Genomic DNA, 16,700 nt, shown 5'->3' on the forward strand with positions numbered 1-16,700 from the left:
CCACGTGGCTTTCGCCACGCTTCGTCTTGCTCATGCGTAGATCATCCGGTTTCGGGTCGTATCCAGTTGACTCCCCGCCCTTGAAGACGGTGGCCCTCACGCAAAGCGCTGCGGCCGTATTGGTTTCCCTATGCCTGCCCCGATACTCGGGTTAGGCTCGCCAATTAGATACACTCCCTGGCTCGTTTTTCAAAACGTACGACAGAACACCGGCTCCCACCGATTCCTACTGCGGGCTTGCGCCCGGGTCGTTTTTCGGTGGGCCTTTTGTGCCTGTCGCTCCATCGCCACCTGAGTTCAGGCCCTATTGCACCTCCCTTTTCGGGGTGCTTTTTCAGCGTTCGTTCACACTACTTGTTCGCTATCGGTCTCGAGTCGTATTGAGTCTTCGCGGTCGTTGCCCGCGACATTCACAAGGGATTTCCGACCCCTGCTACTCGGGAGCTGACGCACATCGTACTGATTCTCATTACGGGATTGTCACCCTGTTTCATGCTCCGTTCCAGGAGACTTCATGAGACGGTTCCGATGATGAATGTCAGTCCATACACCACATTGCCCGTGAGGGCTTCGGTTTGGACTTTGTCGTGTTCACTCGCCGTTACTAGCGACATCGCGTTTGCTTTTTGTTCCTGCCGATACTGAGATGTTTCAGTTCTCGGCGTTCCCCATTGCGCGAGGCAATTGCGGGGGGATTCCCATTCGGAGATCTGTAGTTCTTGGCCTCCGTGCGGCTTCCTACAGCTTTTCGCAGCTTGGCACGTCCGTCGTCGGCGCTCGAGCCGAGCCATTCACCAGGTGGCACAGTAGCCACGTTGGAATAACTTGGTTTCACTGTTAACTCACGATATGTGAGTCCAGTGGACGTCTGGATTGCACGTACATACGGTTGTCATTACACGACACGGTGGTCGCCGAGTGCGTGTATCGAACCCTTCCCAACCGCGTTTTCACGGGTTGGTGCATCGGTTTGTTGGGAGTAGTTCGTTTCGCCGCCCACTACTTAAGGGGCACGATTCGAACCGTCCCAAGCCATGGACCCACAGGGATTCGAACCCTGGGCATCCTCCTTGCAAAGGAGGCACTCTACCACTGAGCTATGGGCCCGCCTCGCCACGAGGCGAGGGCTATGTTAACCCTGGCAGTTCAAAGGTGCCCGACCAGTTGCGTGGTCGAGGTCGTCGAGGATAATCCCAAAGTGAGTCAGGCACGTCGGCCTGATCTCGTTCGTTAGGAGGTGATCCAGCCGCAGATTCCCCTACGGCTACCTTGTTACGACTTAAGCCCCCTTGCGAAGCCCAGATTCGACCATCGCCTGATGGCCTCATCCGGACCTCACTCGGGTGCTTTGACGGGCGGTGTGTGCAAGGAGCAGGGACGTATTCACCGCGCTCTGCTGAAGCGCGATTACTACCGAATCCAGCTTCATGAGGACGAGTTTCAGTCCTCAATCCGAACTACGATCGAGTTTCGGAGATTAGCGCCCCCTCTCGGGGTTGCAACCCATTGTCTCGACCATTGTAGCCCGCGTGTAGCCCAGCACATTCGGGGCATGCTGACCTACCGTTGCCCGTTCCTTCCTCCGCTTTGGCAGCGGCAGTCCTCCTAATGTACCCAGCCACCACAAGGGTGCTGCTGGCAATTAGGAGTGCGGGTCTCGCTCGTTGCCTGACTTAACAGGACGCCTCACGGTACGAGCTGACGGCGGCCATGCACCTCCTCTCAAAAGCTCTAGTAAGCTCATCACACTGACTGTCACAGCTATTGTCGATGCTGGTGAGATGTCCGGCGTTGAGTCCAATTAAACCGCAGGCTCCTCCGGTTGTAGTGCTCCCCCGCCAATTCCTTTAAGTTTCATCCTTGCGGACGTACTTCCCAGGCGGCTCGCTTCTCGGCTTCCCTACGGCACAGCACAGGCTCGTAGCCTGTGCCACACCTAGCGAGCATCGTTTACAGCTAGGACTACCCGGGTATCTAATCCGGTTCGTGACCCTAGCTTTCGTCCCTCACCGTCGGATCCATCCTCTCGAGGTGCTTTCGCCATCGGCGGTCCGTCTAGGATTACAGGATTTCACTCCTACCCCAGACGTACCCCTCGAGTCTTCTGGTCCCAAGCCAGCGGGTTTCCGTCGGACGCCTGCTCGTTGAGCGAGCAGATTTCCCGACGGACCTGTCTGGCCGGCTACGGACGCTTTAGGCCCAATAAAATTGGCCATCACTTGAGCTGCCGGTATTACCGCGGCGGCTGGCACCGGTCTTGCCCAGCTCTTATTCGTGTACCACCTTACGATACACAAAAGCGAGGACGTTATGCCCTCGCACTTGGAGTTCCCTTATCGCACTGTCGTGCAGTGTAAAGTTTTCGCGCCTGCTGCGCCCCGTAGGGCCTGGATTCTTGTCTCAGAATCCATCTCCGGGCTCTTGCTCTCACAACCCGTACCGATTATCGGCACGGTGGGCCGTTACCCCACCGTCTACCTAATCGGCCGCAGTCACATCCTATAGCGCCGGAGCATTTCCGGCTCCCTGCAATTCCAGCAGGGGAGCGTTATCTAGGATTAGCCTCAGTTTCCCGAGGTTATCCTGGTCTATAGGGTAGTTTGACCACGTGTTACTGAGCTTTCCGCCACGAGTCTAAACTCGTGCAACTAGCATGGCTAAATCGAACTCCAATAGCAATGGCCTCCGGCAGGATCAACCGGAATGGTTGCCGAGCACAATGCTCGGTGGGTCTGGCGGAGACATGCTAATGCATGTATAGTGTCGCATATACGTTGGTCCGTCAGTTCGACGACCCCGAACCAAGTAACTGGACGGGTGTCACCGAACTGCCAGGGCTAACATCAGATTCCATCATATACGGCTGACCGCAGGGGTGGAATCCTCATTTCCTTCGGACTTGAGTAGAGGCGAGGAAGAGTATTAAACCCTTCGAACCTCGTTTGTCCGAGATTGTGAGACGAGTTGAACGCCCCACAGATCGCGTCTGTGTCTTTCTTCGCGTTTGTATCCTGACGACCCTATCATATAAGGGCGTCGGATTTCGCCCGCCCCCGGCCGGTTGTGGGCCGGAGGCGCTTCGTATTCAATCCGAGTGCCCTGTTGTACTTAAGGGCATCGGATTGGGTGTGTTCCGTTCGTCCCAAACCGCGGGACGCCGTGTACATCACATCCGAGTGCCCCCATACACTTAAGGGCATTGGATTGGGTTTTCGTTCGCCCGAATCCGCTAATCGCATATTTAAATGCGCCGGATTTGGGCGGCCACCTCGCGGGGCAAACCACGAGACGTCGTTCGCATTCACACAAAATCGGGAGATACACTTAAGGCCGTCGAATGAAAGGCTCATCGGCATATATTGACTAGCATTACTAGAGAGTCGGGAGGACAAAACGGGGAAAGCATACGAGGGAATTTCTCGTGAAACTCGTGCCACTGGGAGGGCAAACGAATCGGACGAGTTTGAGAACAGTAGACAGCGGTTGCCGAGAATCACACGAGTCCGCATGAATATCGACTAACTCACGGAGGACGTCCCTCACAGCGGTAGCTCACGAACAGGTCGCTGTTGTCGACAGTGAGTAAATCTATTGCGCGAGCGGAGGCCAAACCGTCATCCCACGCGTCGTGCGTGTAGTCCGGTCGGATGTGCCTCGCGCACCTTGCTGTTTCGCCGAGACACGCAAAAACCTTTCTGCAGTACACGCATGCGAAGTACAATATATTACGTACGAATCGGATAAAACGCTCGTGATTGAATACGTACGACTCACTCGTCCAGGTGCTCGATGCCCTGTTTGGAGACGTTTGCCTCAGTTATTTCGCTGGGCATCCAGTCAGGTTTGTCGTCGGGAGCCTCCTCGTGCCACGCCCAACCCTCGTAGATGTGTACCTTGTCGGTACCCTTTTCCCGAAGCCGAAGTTCGATTCTGTCCGCAGCATCTTCGGAACTACCCGGGTCGAGTCGACGCGCCGCTTTGAGCGCGGCCTGTCGTGGGGTGTTGCCCGAAAAGACACTCGATTCATCTCCGTCCGATTGGCGCAGTGCAAAGTTTCGCTTACCATCGTCTCGTACCATGGTTTTCTCCTCCATGCCAACCCAGCACAGGGGCCATTATAAATATATCGCCGATATGAGCGGTTTTCGCCGATAGACATAAATACGAGAGTTACGCCGTGTCATGGTTTTGCTGTCGAAAACAGGCCGAGCAAGGTAAGTGGTCTCGGCTCATAGGGCATTTCTAAGGAAAGCGGAGCGGAACAGTACGGTAGAAAACACTTAAGTACATCCTACGGTGAAGGACTGCATAAGATACCGCGATGGTACGGAAAAAGAAGCTCAGCCCGAGTGGCGCGAAAGACGAAGACGGGGAGTACCACAACGTCCACGTCAACCTACACGAAGACGAACTCGCCGTCGCCGGCATGGAAATCGGTGACGAAGTCTTCGTACGAGTTCGGGAAGACAAAATTATCATCCAGAAGGCGGACAAAGACGAGGTCGAGCACGAATTTTAGTCGCTGCGGCCAAACCGCAGACGATTCTCAGAACGATGAAGGGATACGACGTCGTTAGACCGCTTTTATTTCAATTGCCGACGGAACGTGCCCACGGGACGGGACACACGCTGTTGAAAACGGTACAGAGAACGCCTATCGAGCGATTGCTGGAACTGTATTATCGGGTCGATGACCCGCGACTGACGGTCGAAGCGTTCGGCCAATCGTTCCCGAATCCGGTCGGCGTCGCCGCTGGGTTCGATAAGAACGCGGAGATACCACACGTACTGGCGAGCCTCGGCTTCGGGCACGTCGAGATCGGGGGCGTAACTGCCGAAGCACAACCGGGGAACCCCAAACCGAGGATGTTCCGCCTTCGTGAGGACGAAGGAATCATCAACCGGATGGGATTCAACAACCACGGGGCGGACAGAATCGGGGCACGCATGGCAACGCAGTCGCTCCCCGACGTCCCCGTCGGCGCGAACATCGGTAAGTCGAAATCGACACCGTTGGAGACGGCGGAGGAAGACTACTTGTACAGTTACGAGCGCGTCTCGTCGCACGCGGACTATTTCGTCGTAAACGTCTCCAGTCCGAACACGCCGGGACTCCGCGAACTCCAAAACCGCGAGAACCTCGAACGGATTTTGACGACGTTGCAGGACGCTGGTGCGAGTCCGCTGCTCGTGAAACTCTCGCCGGACCTGCCAGAACCGGCGGTCACGGACGCACTGGACCTCGTGACCGAACTCGGATTGGACGGCGTCATCGCCACGAACACGTCCACCGATCGCCCGGACTCGCTTCGAAGCGAGAACCGTCACGAGGAGGGCGGTCTGTCGGGGGTTCCCATCCAAGGGCGTGCGACCGAGATGATCCGTTTTGCCGCCGAACGGGTGGACGTACCGATAGTCGGTGTCGGGGGAATCTTCACCGCCGAAGACGCCTACCGAAAGATTCGCGCGGGAGCGCACATCGTCCAGTTGTACACCGGGTTTATCTACCGTGGGCCGTCCATCGCCCGCGACATCAACGAAGGACTCCTCGAACTCCTCGACCGGGACGGCTACGACAGTATCGAGGAAGCCATCGGGGCGGACCTCCAGTAGCCATCGAACCGAAGGAGTAAACGGTCGTTTGAAAGTCGAAAGGGGAACGGTGGAATCGACGTTCGAAAACAACGTCCGGCTTCCGGGATGGAACGGAACACGTACTGAAGGGACGTCCCGTTGTTGTCGGGCTATGGCTTCGGTCCCCAGCACGTGGTTTTCGACGTGGGCAGAGATTCATTCGTTCGAGCTCGGACTGCTGTTGAGCACGCTGGTCGTCCTCCTTCGGCGAGAGTACCGACCCGTGTCACACGCCCTACTCTGTGTCACGCTCGCAATTTGGGTCGTACCGCCGAGCCACGCGCTCCGTACGACCGTCGCACGGAAGCCGTGGTACTACCTCTTGGCGGTCGCTATGACGGAGACGATGGCGCACAGCCGATACGTTCGGACTCCATCGACGAGCGACGAGCAATCGGGATACGCACACGACGCGGACTGAGGCTGAACCGCGACGGACGGTTACTCGACGACGGATCGCATTCTCACGAACGGATACTCGCCGCCGTTAGTCGCTTGAAGGAACGTCTCGACGCGCTCGAAACCGACCGCCTCGTAGACCGAACTCGCCCGCTCGTTGAACGCCGCAACTGACAACGAGAACGCCGCTGGGTCGTACTCCTCGCGGGCGAACGCTAACCCCGCCTCGACGAACGACTGCCCGTGTCCGTCCCCGGTCAGGTCGGGACGCATGCCGAGTCCGATTTCGAGCGTGTCGGCGTCCACTTCGAAGGAGAAGAAGCCCACTCGCTCACCATCCCCGTCGAAAACCGCGTAGTAGCCGTCCCAGTTGGTGGGGTTCGTGAACAGCGCGAGGTCTTCCGGGTCGCTGTCCATGTCGTAGAAATCATATGGCGGGTCGTACCGCCACGAGACGATAGCGTCCACGTCGTCAGCGGAAATGGGAGAGAATTCATACATCATAGAGAAACGGTCGAAGAGAACGAAGTTAGGTTGTTCGACTGTGGGACGCGCCCGCTCACTCGGTTCCCTCGTTCGCGGTTATTCCAGTGCGTCCAACCGGAATTCGAATCCCGTTACGGGGACTTCCAAGTCGTGTTCCACGAGCACCTCGGGGTGAATCTCACCGATGACGCCGACGGTCTCGCCGTCGATGACCACGGACGCCGCACGCCCGGTGATGAACGTCGGGTGCTCCGTTGGCGGCGTTTCGAGGCCGACGTCGAAGTTCCGCGCGACGGCTTGCAGACGGGCCTTCGCGTCCTCGTAGGAGGCGTCGTGACGGGCGAGGACGCCAGCGACCGTTCGGTGTTCCGCGACACCGGTGTTCTCGCTCTCGTCCACTCGCGCGGCCAGACCGATTTCCGTGAGGTCCTGCGGGTAGGTGCGGTGGGTATTGTTCTCCAGCACCATCATGAGCGAGGGGAGCGCCCACGTTCGGAGCATGGTGTAATCCTCGCTGTAGGGGTTCTTGATGGCCGCCGGGGTGCCGCCGCCAATCACGTCGGTTCCGGGTTCGACGCGCATCCGCTCGTAGTTCTCCTCCTCGCTGATCATGTGGAAGTTGAGCAGGTCCTCGAAGCCGAGGCCGACGAGGACTTCGCGGGCGGCGTCTTCGAGTTGCGAGCGCTCGTGTCTCCCGCCGACCGTCCCCACGTCGGGATAGCGCGGCGAGAGGTCGTTGAAGCCGTAGGCGCGACCGATGTCGTCCACGATGTCTACCGGGTGGAGCACGTCCACGCGGTAGGGCGGAATCTCGACCTCGTATGTGACGGTTCCGTCCTCTGCTTCCTCTGCCTCACCGGACAGGCCGGAGCGTGCCAGCAGTTCCACCACTTCGTCCGGGGTGAACTCGATGCCGAGCAGCGTCTCGATTCGGTCGTGCGTGACGGTCTTCGTCGTCACCTCGAAGTCCGGTCGCACCAGCGTCCGGTCGTCGTACTCGACTGCGACTTCCTCGATGGTTCCGCCGCGGGCGTCGAGCGCGTAGCAGATGATGGCACACATCTTGTCGATGGTCCACTGGTCCGTGCCGGTGAGTTCGATGAACAGGTCGCGCGACTCCGTTTCGACCTCGGTCCGGCGGCCGTTGATGACCGGCGGGAACGAGAACAGACCGATGTCGTCGTAGATGGCCGGATACCGGTCGTACTCGGACACGAGGTCGGCGTACTTCTCGCCGGTCGGGTGTGCGCGAAGGACTTCCTCGGGCGTCATCTCGGCATCCGAATCGAGCGGGACGAACCGATCTCCATCGGGGTCAACGCCGACGTACCGGATGGAGTTACTCCCGTCTTCGGAGGCAGGCTGGCTCGCGGCTTCGCCGGAAGCACGTCGCGCTTCCGAGCCTCCGGTCGCTTCGCTCCCGGAGACGCCGCTCGCCCGTTCCGATGCGCTCCGCGCATCGCGTCCTTTCAGCATCGTCAAATCGTGAATCCCGATGGCACCTTTCGCGCGCTTGCGGCCCATCGTCGCGTGGAGCTTCTCCTGCAGTTGGATGAGCGAATCGAGCGCCTCCTCGTTCAGGTTCAGGCCGCGGACGATGGCACCCGTGACGTAGGGTCGCTCGTCGGGGACGCTCTCGTCCACCTCGATAGTCCAGTCGGGGTCGTTCGTCTTCGGCACGTAGACGCCGGTGTCGTCGCCGTACTGGTAGCGAAGCGACCGAGCCACGCCTTCGATGGAGAGGCGGTCCAGACGATCCGGAGCGAACTCCAACTGCATGTCGCCGTCCTCGGTTTCGCCTTCGAACTCCAGCCCGAGGCCGAACATATCTTCCTTCAGTTCGTCGTCGCTCTTCTCGTCGTGGCCGGTCAGTCGGCGAAGTTCGTCGGGATTGACATCGACAGTTGGCATCAGTGAATCACCTCCACGTCGCGGAGCAGTTCGAGGTCACACAGCGTTCCGTGCACGTCGCGGATGTCCTCGAAGCCGTACATCAACATTAACAGGCGTTCGAGGGCGAGGCCCCACGCCATCACGTCGCACTCGACGCCGAGGGGTTCGAGCACCTCGGGACGGAACATCCCGCTGTTGCCGATTTCGATGAGTTCGCCCGTCTCCGGGTGGTTGCCGAACAGCTCGAAGCTCGGCTCCGTGTACGGGTTGTAGTGCGGCTTGAACTGGATGTCCGTGATGCCGAACTGGGCGTAGAACTCCTCGAACGTGCCCATCAGGTCGCGGACCGAGAGGTCCTCGGCCATCACCCAGCCCTCGATTTGGAAGAACTCCAGCAGGTGGGTCGGGTCGAGGGTGTCGTTACGGTACACCTTCTCGACGCTGAAGAAGCGCTGTGGCGGTTCCAGGTCGCCCTGCGCGTAGCCCGAGAGGTAGCGCATCGAGAGCGACGTGGTGTGGCCGCGGAGTGCGATGGCCCGCGCGAAGTCCTCGTCCCACGGAGAGTGATAGCCCTCGCCGTGGTCGCCCACGCCTTCGAGGTGCGCGCTGTGAACGCGGTCCACCAAGTCCTCCGGCAGGTCCCCGATTTCCGTCGGGTTCGACAGCGCGAAGCGGTCCCAGTGGGTCCGCGCCGGGTGGTCTTGGGGCATGAACAGGCAGTCGTTTATCCAGAAGTCCGCGTCCGCGTGCGGGCCGTCCATCTCCTCGAAACCCATCCCGACGAGCACGTCCTTCACGCGGTTCGCCGTCTGGCGGAGGATATGAACCTTCCCGCCGTCCATCCGCTCCGCGTCGGCCGCGACGTTGTACTCCGCAAACTCGACGTCGCGCCACTCGCCGCTGGTGAGCATCTCCGGCGTCAACTGACCGACCGTCTCGGCCGCCTCGATACCTTCCATCATCGCCGTCACGCCGTCGTCGGTCAGCGTCGCCGAGCGAACCGTCGATTCGGAGCGCTCGACGAGACCGCGACTCTCCAGTTGGTCGAGAACGTCGGCGTCGTCCACCGATTCACCGGCCGCGAGCGGGGCAAGCGCATTCGCTTCCGCGTCCTCGTCGGGGTTCGCGTCGGGGTCGGCCGTGATTTCGCCGCTGTCGATAGTCCCGTAGCCCTTCCGGGCGTAGTTCGAGAGTGCGATGTTGACCTGCGGTCCGCCGAGACCGGACGCGCCGATGGCTTGCCCCATCTGAATCGGCGCGTCGCCCGCACCGGCTTCGACGGCCGCCTCGTACAGTTCAATTTCGGGAAGGCCGCCCTCGGCGTACTCCTCTCCCTCCTCGGTCAGCGAGACGGACTCCTCTGTTCGTTCGGTCACCGACAGCAGGTCCTCGTCTTCGAGTTCGAAGACCGCACCCGTCACCGTCTCCGGTTTCAGGCCGGTCGCTTCGGCGAGGTCCGCTATCGTTCGTTCGTCGGTCGCGCTCGCGGCTTCCAACACCGCGACCTGTGATTCTGGTAGTTTCATGTACACTCGGTAGTCGTTGGTCGTATCTCCCGTTGCGTCGGTTTAGCCCTTCTGAAGCCAGTCGGGCCGCCGCGGCCGGTTTCGTCCTCTTACCGCGAGAGGAGTCCACCGGTCGCTCAGGCCGCGACGAAAAAGTCGAATCCCGTCGGTGGTCGGTGGTCAACGGCGACACAGCCACGATGGGATTCGGATGGCATGGGTAAAGGGTCGCACAGAATCGACAAAAACGTTGCGAACGGACGGATACCCGACTCGGAGAGGTCGATGCGCAACACGGGGCGCGACACGTGACTCGGGAACGGTGTGGTCGATTCGGAGGAGTTTATTCCGTGCCCCGCCATGGGAACTCCATGATGGACTGGGAGCGGTTCTACGACAGGGCGAACTACGACCGCTGTGCCTACATCGGCGGCGAGCGGATGGCCGACCTCGTAGAGCGGCTTTTCGAGCGTGAGGGAACGCCCGAGGAGTTCGCATCCGTCGGCTGTGGCCCCGGGGTCGTCCCGTTCCTCCTCGCCGAGCGCCACCCCGACATCGAGGTGTTCGGGTTCGACATCTCCGAAACGGTGGTTCGGGACAACGCGGAGAAAGCGACCGAGGAGAAACTCGACAACCTCCACTTCGCCGTCGATTCACTGCCCGACCTCGACACCGACCGACGGTTCGACGCGGTGTACAGCGTCGCCACGCTCTACTTCGTCGAGGAACCGCGTCGGGCTATCGAGAGCCTCTATTCGCACGTCCGCGAGGGCGGCCATCTCATCCTAAACTACCCGAACGAGGAGAGCAGGAAGACGTTCGACAGGGAGTTCGAGGGCAGAAAGCGCGAATCGTTCGAACTCGTGTTGGACGGCGCGAACATCATCAGCGAAGAGGTCGTTCGGGAAGTGACGGGGGCGGACACTCGGAACTATTGGAAACTGGTCGATGCCGAGGACGAGGCGTTCGTGGACGCCGCTACGCCGTGTGTCGTCGTCGAGAAGTGACCGGGGCGAGGAGGTACTGACGCGTTCCGATTTTAACCATCGATAGGAGGAGACCGGGAGGACGAACCGCGCTGATAGGCCATCAGAAGGAGTCCGATTCCGACCAGTGCGAGGAGGATGCCGGGGATCAGAAAGATGATGTTCGGGCCGCACTGGCTTTGGACGCCGGTACCGACGGTACACATCTCGTTTCGGAATCCGTACCAAATCGAGAGGCCACCACCGACGACGCCGAACGCGCCGAGTCCTAACAGCAAACGGAGGCGATTCATCTAGGTACTACGTTTAAAACCGTCAGCAAAGCGCTTTTCGAAGTGCGAACCGGTTCGAGCTATCGGCGCGAGGACTCCAACTCGATGTCGAGTCCGTCCAGCAGTTCTTCCGCCTCCTCGCGCTTCTCCTGGTGGTCTTCCAAGAATTCGCGCATCAACTGCGCGGCCTGTTCCTTGCAGTCGCCACAGAGACGTTCGCCGCCGACGCACTCGTCGTACACCCGCTTCGTGAACTCGTCGTCGTCCCCCGCGAGCAGGTAGGCGTACAGTTCGTACACCGGACACTCGTCGGCCTTCCCGCCCAACTCGCGCTGTTTTTCCGCTGTCTCGCGCCCGCCCGTCGTCGCGGACTTCACCTTGTCGTAGCCGTCCTCGGGGTCGTCCATCAGACTGATGTGGCTCGCCGGAATCGACGAGGACATCTTGCCGCCCGTCAGACCGGTCATGAACCGGTGGTAGATGGACGAGGGCATGATGAACCCGTAGCCGCCGTTGTCCATCTCCACCTCGCGGGCCAACGCTTTCGCGTCCTGGCGCGAGTAGTCGAACACGTCGATGTGCTCGTCGAAGACCCGCTTTTCGCCCTCGATGGCGTCGATGAGGGCGTCGTAGGCTTCCTCGGTCGCGTTGCGGTCGAGGAACCGGACGCGGGGACGAAGCGGTTCCATCCCGGCGTTTTCGAGCTTCGAAATCGTCGTCTCGACGGCCGGAACGTCGGGGTCGCCGTTTTCGGCGAGCCACGCCGCCGCGTCCTCACAGCGCGGCATGTCGGGGTCGTCCGCGTACTCCTTGCGCGCTTCGTACGCCGCCGCAACGTGCGAGAGTTCCTCCTCGTCCGCCTCGAAGCTCGCGTAGGCCTTCGTCACGCCGAAGTACCGCATCCGAACCGCCAAGTCGCGCGCCAGCCTGACGTGCGGGTCTTGGTCGGGTCCAACGGGGATGACGGTCGGTTTCGGCTCGGAAAGTTGCGGGTAGAGGATGTCGGCCATCTGGGTGACGACGCTCTGGACGTGCGAGACGTTGGTTTCGCCGTCGAAGCCGTAGATGGACTGGAACTCCGAGAAGTTCGCCTTCGACCCGAGTTCGAACGCCAAATCCTGCAGTTCGCGGTTCTCTGACTGGCGATACAGCGTCCCCTCCTCAGGGTCGAATCCGAGCGCGATGAGCGACAGGAGATAGTCGCGCGCGTGCTCGTCGATTTCCTCCCACGACAGGCCGCGAGCGCTGTGGGCTTCGAGGTCGGCGATGAGACCGTAGGTGTCCCCGCCCTGCTGTTGGTGCCAGATGAGTTCGTCGAACACCAGTTTGTGCCCGATGTGCGGGTCTCCGGTCGGCATGAACCCGGACAGCGCGGCGAACGGTTCGTCGTTCCGCATGGCTTCGGTGACGCGGCGGTAACCACGGTCGCCGAAGATGACGCTCCGGCGCATCAGGTAGTGCGGGTTCGGAACGTCGGGGAGCACGTCGTCGAACTCCTCGATGCCGAACTCTTCGAACAGTTTGCGGTAATCGGAGACCGTCGCCGACCCCCACGGGTCGAGGACAACATCGTCCTCTCCCGTCGCGGTGCCGCCGTCAGGGACGGGTTCCGTCCCCCTTTCGGATGAATCGTCTCGTGTCATGGTGTAAGTCGTGTCACCGACAGCCAAGTGTCTATTCGTTCGTTGTCGGTAACGAGTGCAAAAACCATCCGTTTTCGAACCCCGTGAGCCAATCGAACGTCCAGCGCGAGGTCGCGCGGGGAAAACTCGTGGCCGTCCTGAAGCACCCGAATCAGGAACTCGGAGTGGCCGAGGTTCTCCACGGACTCCACGTCGGCGTAGGTTCGAAAGTCGGCTCCGAACTTGAAGCCGGTCTTCGGAACCACGCCCCGCTCTCGGAGGGTTCGGTACACCAGCAACCGCCGGTCGAACCGGTCGCCCTCGACCTCCTCGCCGCGCTCAACGATTTTCTCGTAGCCACCGTCGACCGACAGGTTCCCCTCCGCGACGAGGTGTGCGGCCTCGACGAGCGACAACTGCAGGATACCGGTCGCGTCGCGGCCGCCCATCTGCTGGCCGTAAAACGACTTCCCGTGGAGTTCGTCCGGGGGATTCCACAGCAACACGCGGTCGGCGATGAGCGACCCCGACAGGTCGGTCGGGACCTCGTGGTCAGTCGTTCCCCGAACGTCCACGCGGTCGGTCTCGAAGTAGGTTATCTCGCTTTCTTCGTCCACGATTGCGAGGACGGTATCGCCCAACTCCGAGACGGGGACCGTCTCGCGCTCGCTTGCGACGCGAATCCGATACAGCACCTCGTCGTCCCACGGGCCGCTTCCGCGGGGATAGACGACGAAATCCGAATCGGTCCGAGCGTCCGACACCCAGCCCTCCCGGTCGGGCGAGAGGTAAAACCCGCGTTCCCGGAGGTCGGCGTAGACGAGAAATCGAGACGCGAACCCGTTACCCGTCGATTCCCGTAGAAACGCTCGAAAGCCGTTGCCATCCACCGAATCGAGGTCACCTCGGAGCAACAGGTGAGCGGCCTCGACGCGCGAGAAGGCCACCTCGTTGCCACCGAGCGGGCGACCGTAGCCACGCGAATCGTAGTACCGCTGGCGGGCGTCGCCGCCGACGTGTACCTCGTCGTCGCGTAGGGTTCCATCCATACCTCTTCTGTAGCGTGGGGCATCAAAGGCACTGCGACTTTTCCACGGCCGAGGACTCGCCACGCCCGGGAAGCACCGGTGTCGGTCGTGATTTCGCTCGGTCACACTCGACCGGGGACTCACTTTCCGGACCGCGATTCTTGGAACTCCTCGCAGTTCGTGTTCAGACATCGGCGTCCGGACCGGGTTCGAAAGACGGGAAGGCCACAGTCGCACGAATCCACGATTCGGCCGTTCGGAACGCCGAAACCGGTATCACAGTCGGGATAGCGGTCGCATCCGGCGATAATACCGCCGCGGCGTAAAATCCGCATGTCCGCTCCGCATTCGGGACAGTCCCATTTCCTGTCGAACCGCTCCCGAACGGCGTCCAACACCGTCCCGCAGTCACGGTCGATACAGAGTTCGAACGTCGCTCCCTGTTCGACGTGCATGGTCGGCAGACCGCAGTCGCACGTGTCGTCGCCGATACTGGCGTGGCGGGGAATCGGATACGCCCGACGACAGCGGAGACAGGAAACCGTCCCCTTCGCTCGCGTCAGCGTGCCGTCGCAGTGCGGACAGGGTCCGACCGGAATCCCGACGACTGACCCCGGATAGCGGGAAATTCCGTGGCAGGTGTGACAATCGACGCGGACGCGGCGGTCGGCGGTCGCTGCCACGAGCGTAAAGGTATCCCCGTCGAGCGACGCGTGAGCGGTTTCGGCGCGGGTGAGCCACTCCACGGGCTGGTAGCCGTCTACGTCGTGGACGAGGAGGGTGTCGTCGGGTTTGAGCAGGGCGACCATCTCGCCGCGCCGCCGTTCTTCCGCGTCGCCGTCCGTGGTAATCGTACAGTCGCCGGCGAACACGCGAATCGTGTCGGTCATGGGCCGGTTTGGTCGCGGGTTCGGATTTAAATCTTCGGGCGAAGGGTTTTGGGGGAAACGGGAGAACAGAGGAAGACAGAAATGCAGGAACCCAACGCTGTGTTGTTCGACATGGACGGCGTCATCGTGAACTCCGAGGACTTCTGGGTGGAACTCGAAGAGGAGACCATCTTCCCGGAGGTGGGCGTCGACGACATCGAGGACGACGAGATAACGGGGATGAACTACCGCGAAATCTACGATTATCTGGACGCGGAGTACGGAACGGACGTGACGAAAGAGGAGTTCGTCGCCCTCTACAACGAAATCGCCGAGGACCTGTACGGCGAACACGTCTCGCTGATGGACGGCTTTCACGATTTGCTCGACGGCCTGCGTGAGGACGGCGTGGACGTCGCCCTCGTCTCGTCGTCCCCGCACGACTGGATAGAAATCGTCACCAAGCGATTCGATTTGGAGTTCGAGGAGGTCGTCAGCGCGGACGACATCGACGCGCCGGGCAAGCCGGAACCCGCCATCTACGAATACGCGGCCGGACTGCTCGACTATAGAGCGGACGAGTGTGCGGCGGTCGAGGACTCCGAAAACGGCGTCGAATCGGCGGTTCGGGCCGGAACGTACTGCGTCGGCTACCCGAACGGCGCGAAGGAACTCGACCTCTCGATGGCGGACGTGGTGGTCTCCTCGCCCGCCGAATTGCGGGAGGAACTGCTATCGAAGGTTGTAGAAACGGAATAGATTCCACTGGAAGGGTCCAAACAACCACGTGGTTCGAAAACGGGAGTGCAGAGATAGACTTACTGCGAACGACCGACTAGGCACACGAGCGTCTCAACGAGTGCACGCACGTACTCGTCGTCTTTGTTGTCTGGACGGTATGTGAGCGTGACAGTGTCATGTTTGTCATCGACCGAGATATTCTCGACAGCATCGTACGGTAGCTTCGCACCGCCGGTGTTAGACTGATTCTGTTCACTCTCGACGCTAGCTGTTTCGAGGTCGTCCATCGCTGCTGTTGCGACCTTGCGGCGAACGTCGTTCGATTTGACGCGCAAGTGCAGTCGCACCGCGTTTTCGTCAGATGGAACTGAGCCGTAAATCTGAGTGACGTTGTCGTACACGTTCGACGAAGATACGTCGTTACACGGTACTCCCAGAGTGTCGAACGAGAATCGGACGGTCGCCCGAAGCGGTGTGCGTTCGAAAGAGTCCAGCGTCTCTCCACCGACAGGGGCGCGATCACCGTGCCAGATATCGACGATGGTACGAACGACCTTGGTCGTGCCGAACGCAAACGCGATGTCGCTGAGTACCGCCGCGCTCGTCGCACCAGACGTGTACAGCGTTTGGTCTCCGTAGGATTCAGTTCGAACCTGCGCTTCGTCCGTTTGTTTGAGGACAGAAACGACATCGTCGTCGTTCCAGTCGGCCCAAACGATGGCCCCACCGCTATTGTCGGATAGGTTCGAACCAACCAACACCAACTTCCCGACACGTTTCATATCGACTTGCGATGATGAGTTGGTCGAAAATATTCCGGTGAGTGCGGTAGGAACGTCATTGAACTGACTGGCGGCGAACAGCGTGCTGGTGACACGCTTCGCAGCGTTGTTCTCTCTAATCTCGTCAGTGTTGACCAGCACGAGCGGGTCACTCCCGATGGGTGCCGTACCAGCCGTAAATCCGAGTGCACCGGGTGTCCCGTCGTCCGACAGGAACTCGAAGGAGGAGGTGCCAGCAACGATACCGATGCTGGCGACGAGACCACCGGCGGCGAGCACGGATCGACGGGAAGTTTTATCTGGGGACACAATATGACCTGGCAGTAAGTATAGTAAATTTGTATCGTATGGACACGATAAATGTCTTGTGTTAGATTTAAATGCTAACCTTGATCTTATTGGCCATATTGTTGACATGGAGTTTTCACGTTGAATTTTAGTTATAATATTATTAAATCATAATTGGAATTATAACAACAGACA

General features: G+C 60.2%; 14 protein-coding genes, 1 tRNA gene and 2 rRNA genes. 5 read left to right on the top strand and 12 right to left on the bottom strand.

Annotation, left to right across the window (positions count from 1 at the left end; genetic code table 11):
* The 4 genes from BG842_RS30725 to BG842_RS22255 all read right to left on the bottom strand — a co-directional run.
* Positions 1-819, bottom strand: a 23S ribosomal RNA gene (locus tag BG842_RS30725); the annotation flags it as partial.
* Between the two features lie 216 nt (positions 820-1,035).
* Positions 1,036-1,107: transfer RNA gene (locus BG842_RS22245), tRNA-Ala, on the bottom strand.
* Positions 1,108-1,232: 125 nt separating this feature from the next.
* Positions 1,233-2,705 (bottom strand): 16S ribosomal RNA (locus tag BG842_RS22250).
* A gap of 1,065 nt (positions 2,706-3,770) precedes the next feature.
* Positions 3,771-4,079 carry a non-histone chromosomal MC1 family protein gene (locus BG842_RS22255; protein WP_069452541.1) on the bottom strand — a complete coding sequence of 103 codons (309 nt, stop codon included), beginning with the start codon at positions 4,077-4,079 and terminating at the stop codon, positions 3,771-3,773.
* Between the two features lie 242 nt (positions 4,080-4,321).
* On the opposite strand from BG842_RS22255, the gene BG842_RS22260 reads away from it, so the two are divergent.
* The 3 genes from BG842_RS22260 to BG842_RS22270 all read left to right on the top strand — a co-directional run bounded on the left by BG842_RS22260 (position 4,322) and on the right by BG842_RS22270 (position 6,055).
* Positions 4,322-4,519 carry a hypothetical protein gene (locus tag BG842_RS22260; protein ID WP_007982308.1) on the top strand — a complete coding sequence of 66 codons (198 nt, stop codon included), beginning with the start codon at positions 4,322-4,324 and terminating at the stop codon, positions 4,517-4,519.
* A 35-nt stretch (positions 4,520-4,554) separates the two neighbouring features.
* Positions 4,555-5,613, top strand: coding sequence for a quinone-dependent dihydroorotate dehydrogenase (locus BG842_RS22265; protein ID WP_069452509.1), 1,059 nt, complete (start codon positions 4,555-4,557; stop codon positions 5,611-5,613).
* A 133-nt stretch (positions 5,614-5,746) separates the two neighbouring features.
* Positions 5,747-6,055 carry a hypothetical protein gene (locus BG842_RS22270; RefSeq protein ID WP_069452510.1) on the top strand — a complete coding sequence of 103 codons (309 nt, stop codon included), beginning with the start codon at positions 5,747-5,749 and terminating at the stop codon, positions 6,053-6,055.
* A gap of 20 nt (positions 6,056-6,075) precedes the next feature.
* Here BG842_RS22270 and BG842_RS22275 read toward each other — a convergent pair whose 3' ends face one another.
* The 3 genes from BG842_RS22275 to BG842_RS22285 form a co-directional block, all read right to left on the bottom strand.
* Positions 6,076-6,537, bottom strand: coding sequence for a GNAT family N-acetyltransferase (locus BG842_RS22275; protein WP_069452511.1), 462 nt, complete (start codon positions 6,535-6,537; stop codon positions 6,076-6,078).
* Positions 6,538-6,615: 78 nt separating this feature from the next.
* Complete coding sequence (gene pheT / locus BG842_RS22280) at positions 6,616-8,430, bottom strand: phenylalanine--tRNA ligase subunit beta (protein ID WP_069452512.1); 1,815 nt, start codon at positions 8,428-8,430, stop codon at positions 6,616-6,618.
* Positions 8,430-9,938 carry a phenylalanine--tRNA ligase subunit alpha gene (locus BG842_RS22285; protein ID WP_069452513.1) on the bottom strand — a complete coding sequence of 503 codons (1,509 nt, stop codon included), beginning with the start codon at positions 9,936-9,938 and terminating at the stop codon, positions 8,430-8,432. Before BG842_RS22285 ends, pheT begins: the two co-directional genes overlap by 1 nt.
* A gap of 329 nt (positions 9,939-10,267) precedes the next feature.
* On the opposite strand from BG842_RS22285, the gene BG842_RS22290 reads away from it, so the two are divergent.
* Complete coding sequence (locus BG842_RS22290) at positions 10,268-10,924, top strand: trans-aconitate 2-methyltransferase (protein WP_254663392.1); 657 nt, start codon at positions 10,268-10,270, stop codon at positions 10,922-10,924.
* A gap of 32 nt (positions 10,925-10,956) precedes the next feature.
* On the opposite strand, the gene BG842_RS22295 is transcribed toward BG842_RS22290, so the two are convergent.
* The 4 genes from BG842_RS22295 to BG842_RS22310 form a co-directional block, all read right to left on the bottom strand.
* On the bottom strand, positions 10,957-11,196 hold the full coding sequence (locus tag BG842_RS22295) for a hypothetical protein (RefSeq protein WP_069452515.1): 240 nt from the start codon (positions 11,194-11,196) through the stop codon (positions 10,957-10,959).
* 59 nt (positions 11,197-11,255) lie between these two features.
* A complete protein-coding gene (locus BG842_RS22300; RefSeq protein WP_069452516.1) occupies positions 11,256-12,818 on the bottom strand; it encodes a tryptophan--tRNA ligase in 1,563 nt (520 codons plus the stop codon).
* Positions 12,815-13,846: a tRNA-intron lyase gene (gene endA, locus BG842_RS22305; protein WP_069452517.1), complete on the bottom strand. Its 1,032-nt coding sequence runs from the start codon at positions 13,844-13,846 to the stop codon at positions 12,815-12,817. Before endA ends, BG842_RS22300 begins: the two co-directional genes overlap by 4 nt.
* Before the next feature lie 119 nt (positions 13,847-13,965).
* A complete protein-coding gene (locus BG842_RS22310; protein ID WP_069452518.1) occupies positions 13,966-14,715 on the bottom strand; it encodes an endonuclease NucS domain-containing protein in 750 nt (249 codons plus the stop codon).
* An 81-nt stretch (positions 14,716-14,796) separates the two neighbouring features.
* On the opposite strand from BG842_RS22310, the gene BG842_RS22315 reads away from it, so the two are divergent.
* Entirely contained in the window at positions 14,797-15,453 is a 657-nt protein-coding gene (locus BG842_RS22315) for an HAD family phosphatase (protein ID WP_069452519.1), read from the top strand.
* A 59-nt stretch (positions 15,454-15,512) separates the two neighbouring features.
* On the opposite strand, the gene BG842_RS22320 is transcribed toward BG842_RS22315, so the two are convergent.
* Positions 15,513-16,496 carry a hypothetical protein gene (locus BG842_RS22320; RefSeq protein WP_083252702.1) on the bottom strand — a complete coding sequence of 328 codons (984 nt, stop codon included), beginning with the start codon at positions 16,494-16,496 and terminating at the stop codon, positions 15,513-15,515.
* Positions 16,497-16,700: the final 204 nt, after the last annotated feature.

This window comes from Haladaptatus sp. W1, from assembly GCF_001723155.1.
Lineage (GTDB): Archaea > Halobacteriota > Halobacteria > Halobacteriales > Haladaptataceae > Haladaptatus > Haladaptatus paucihalophilus.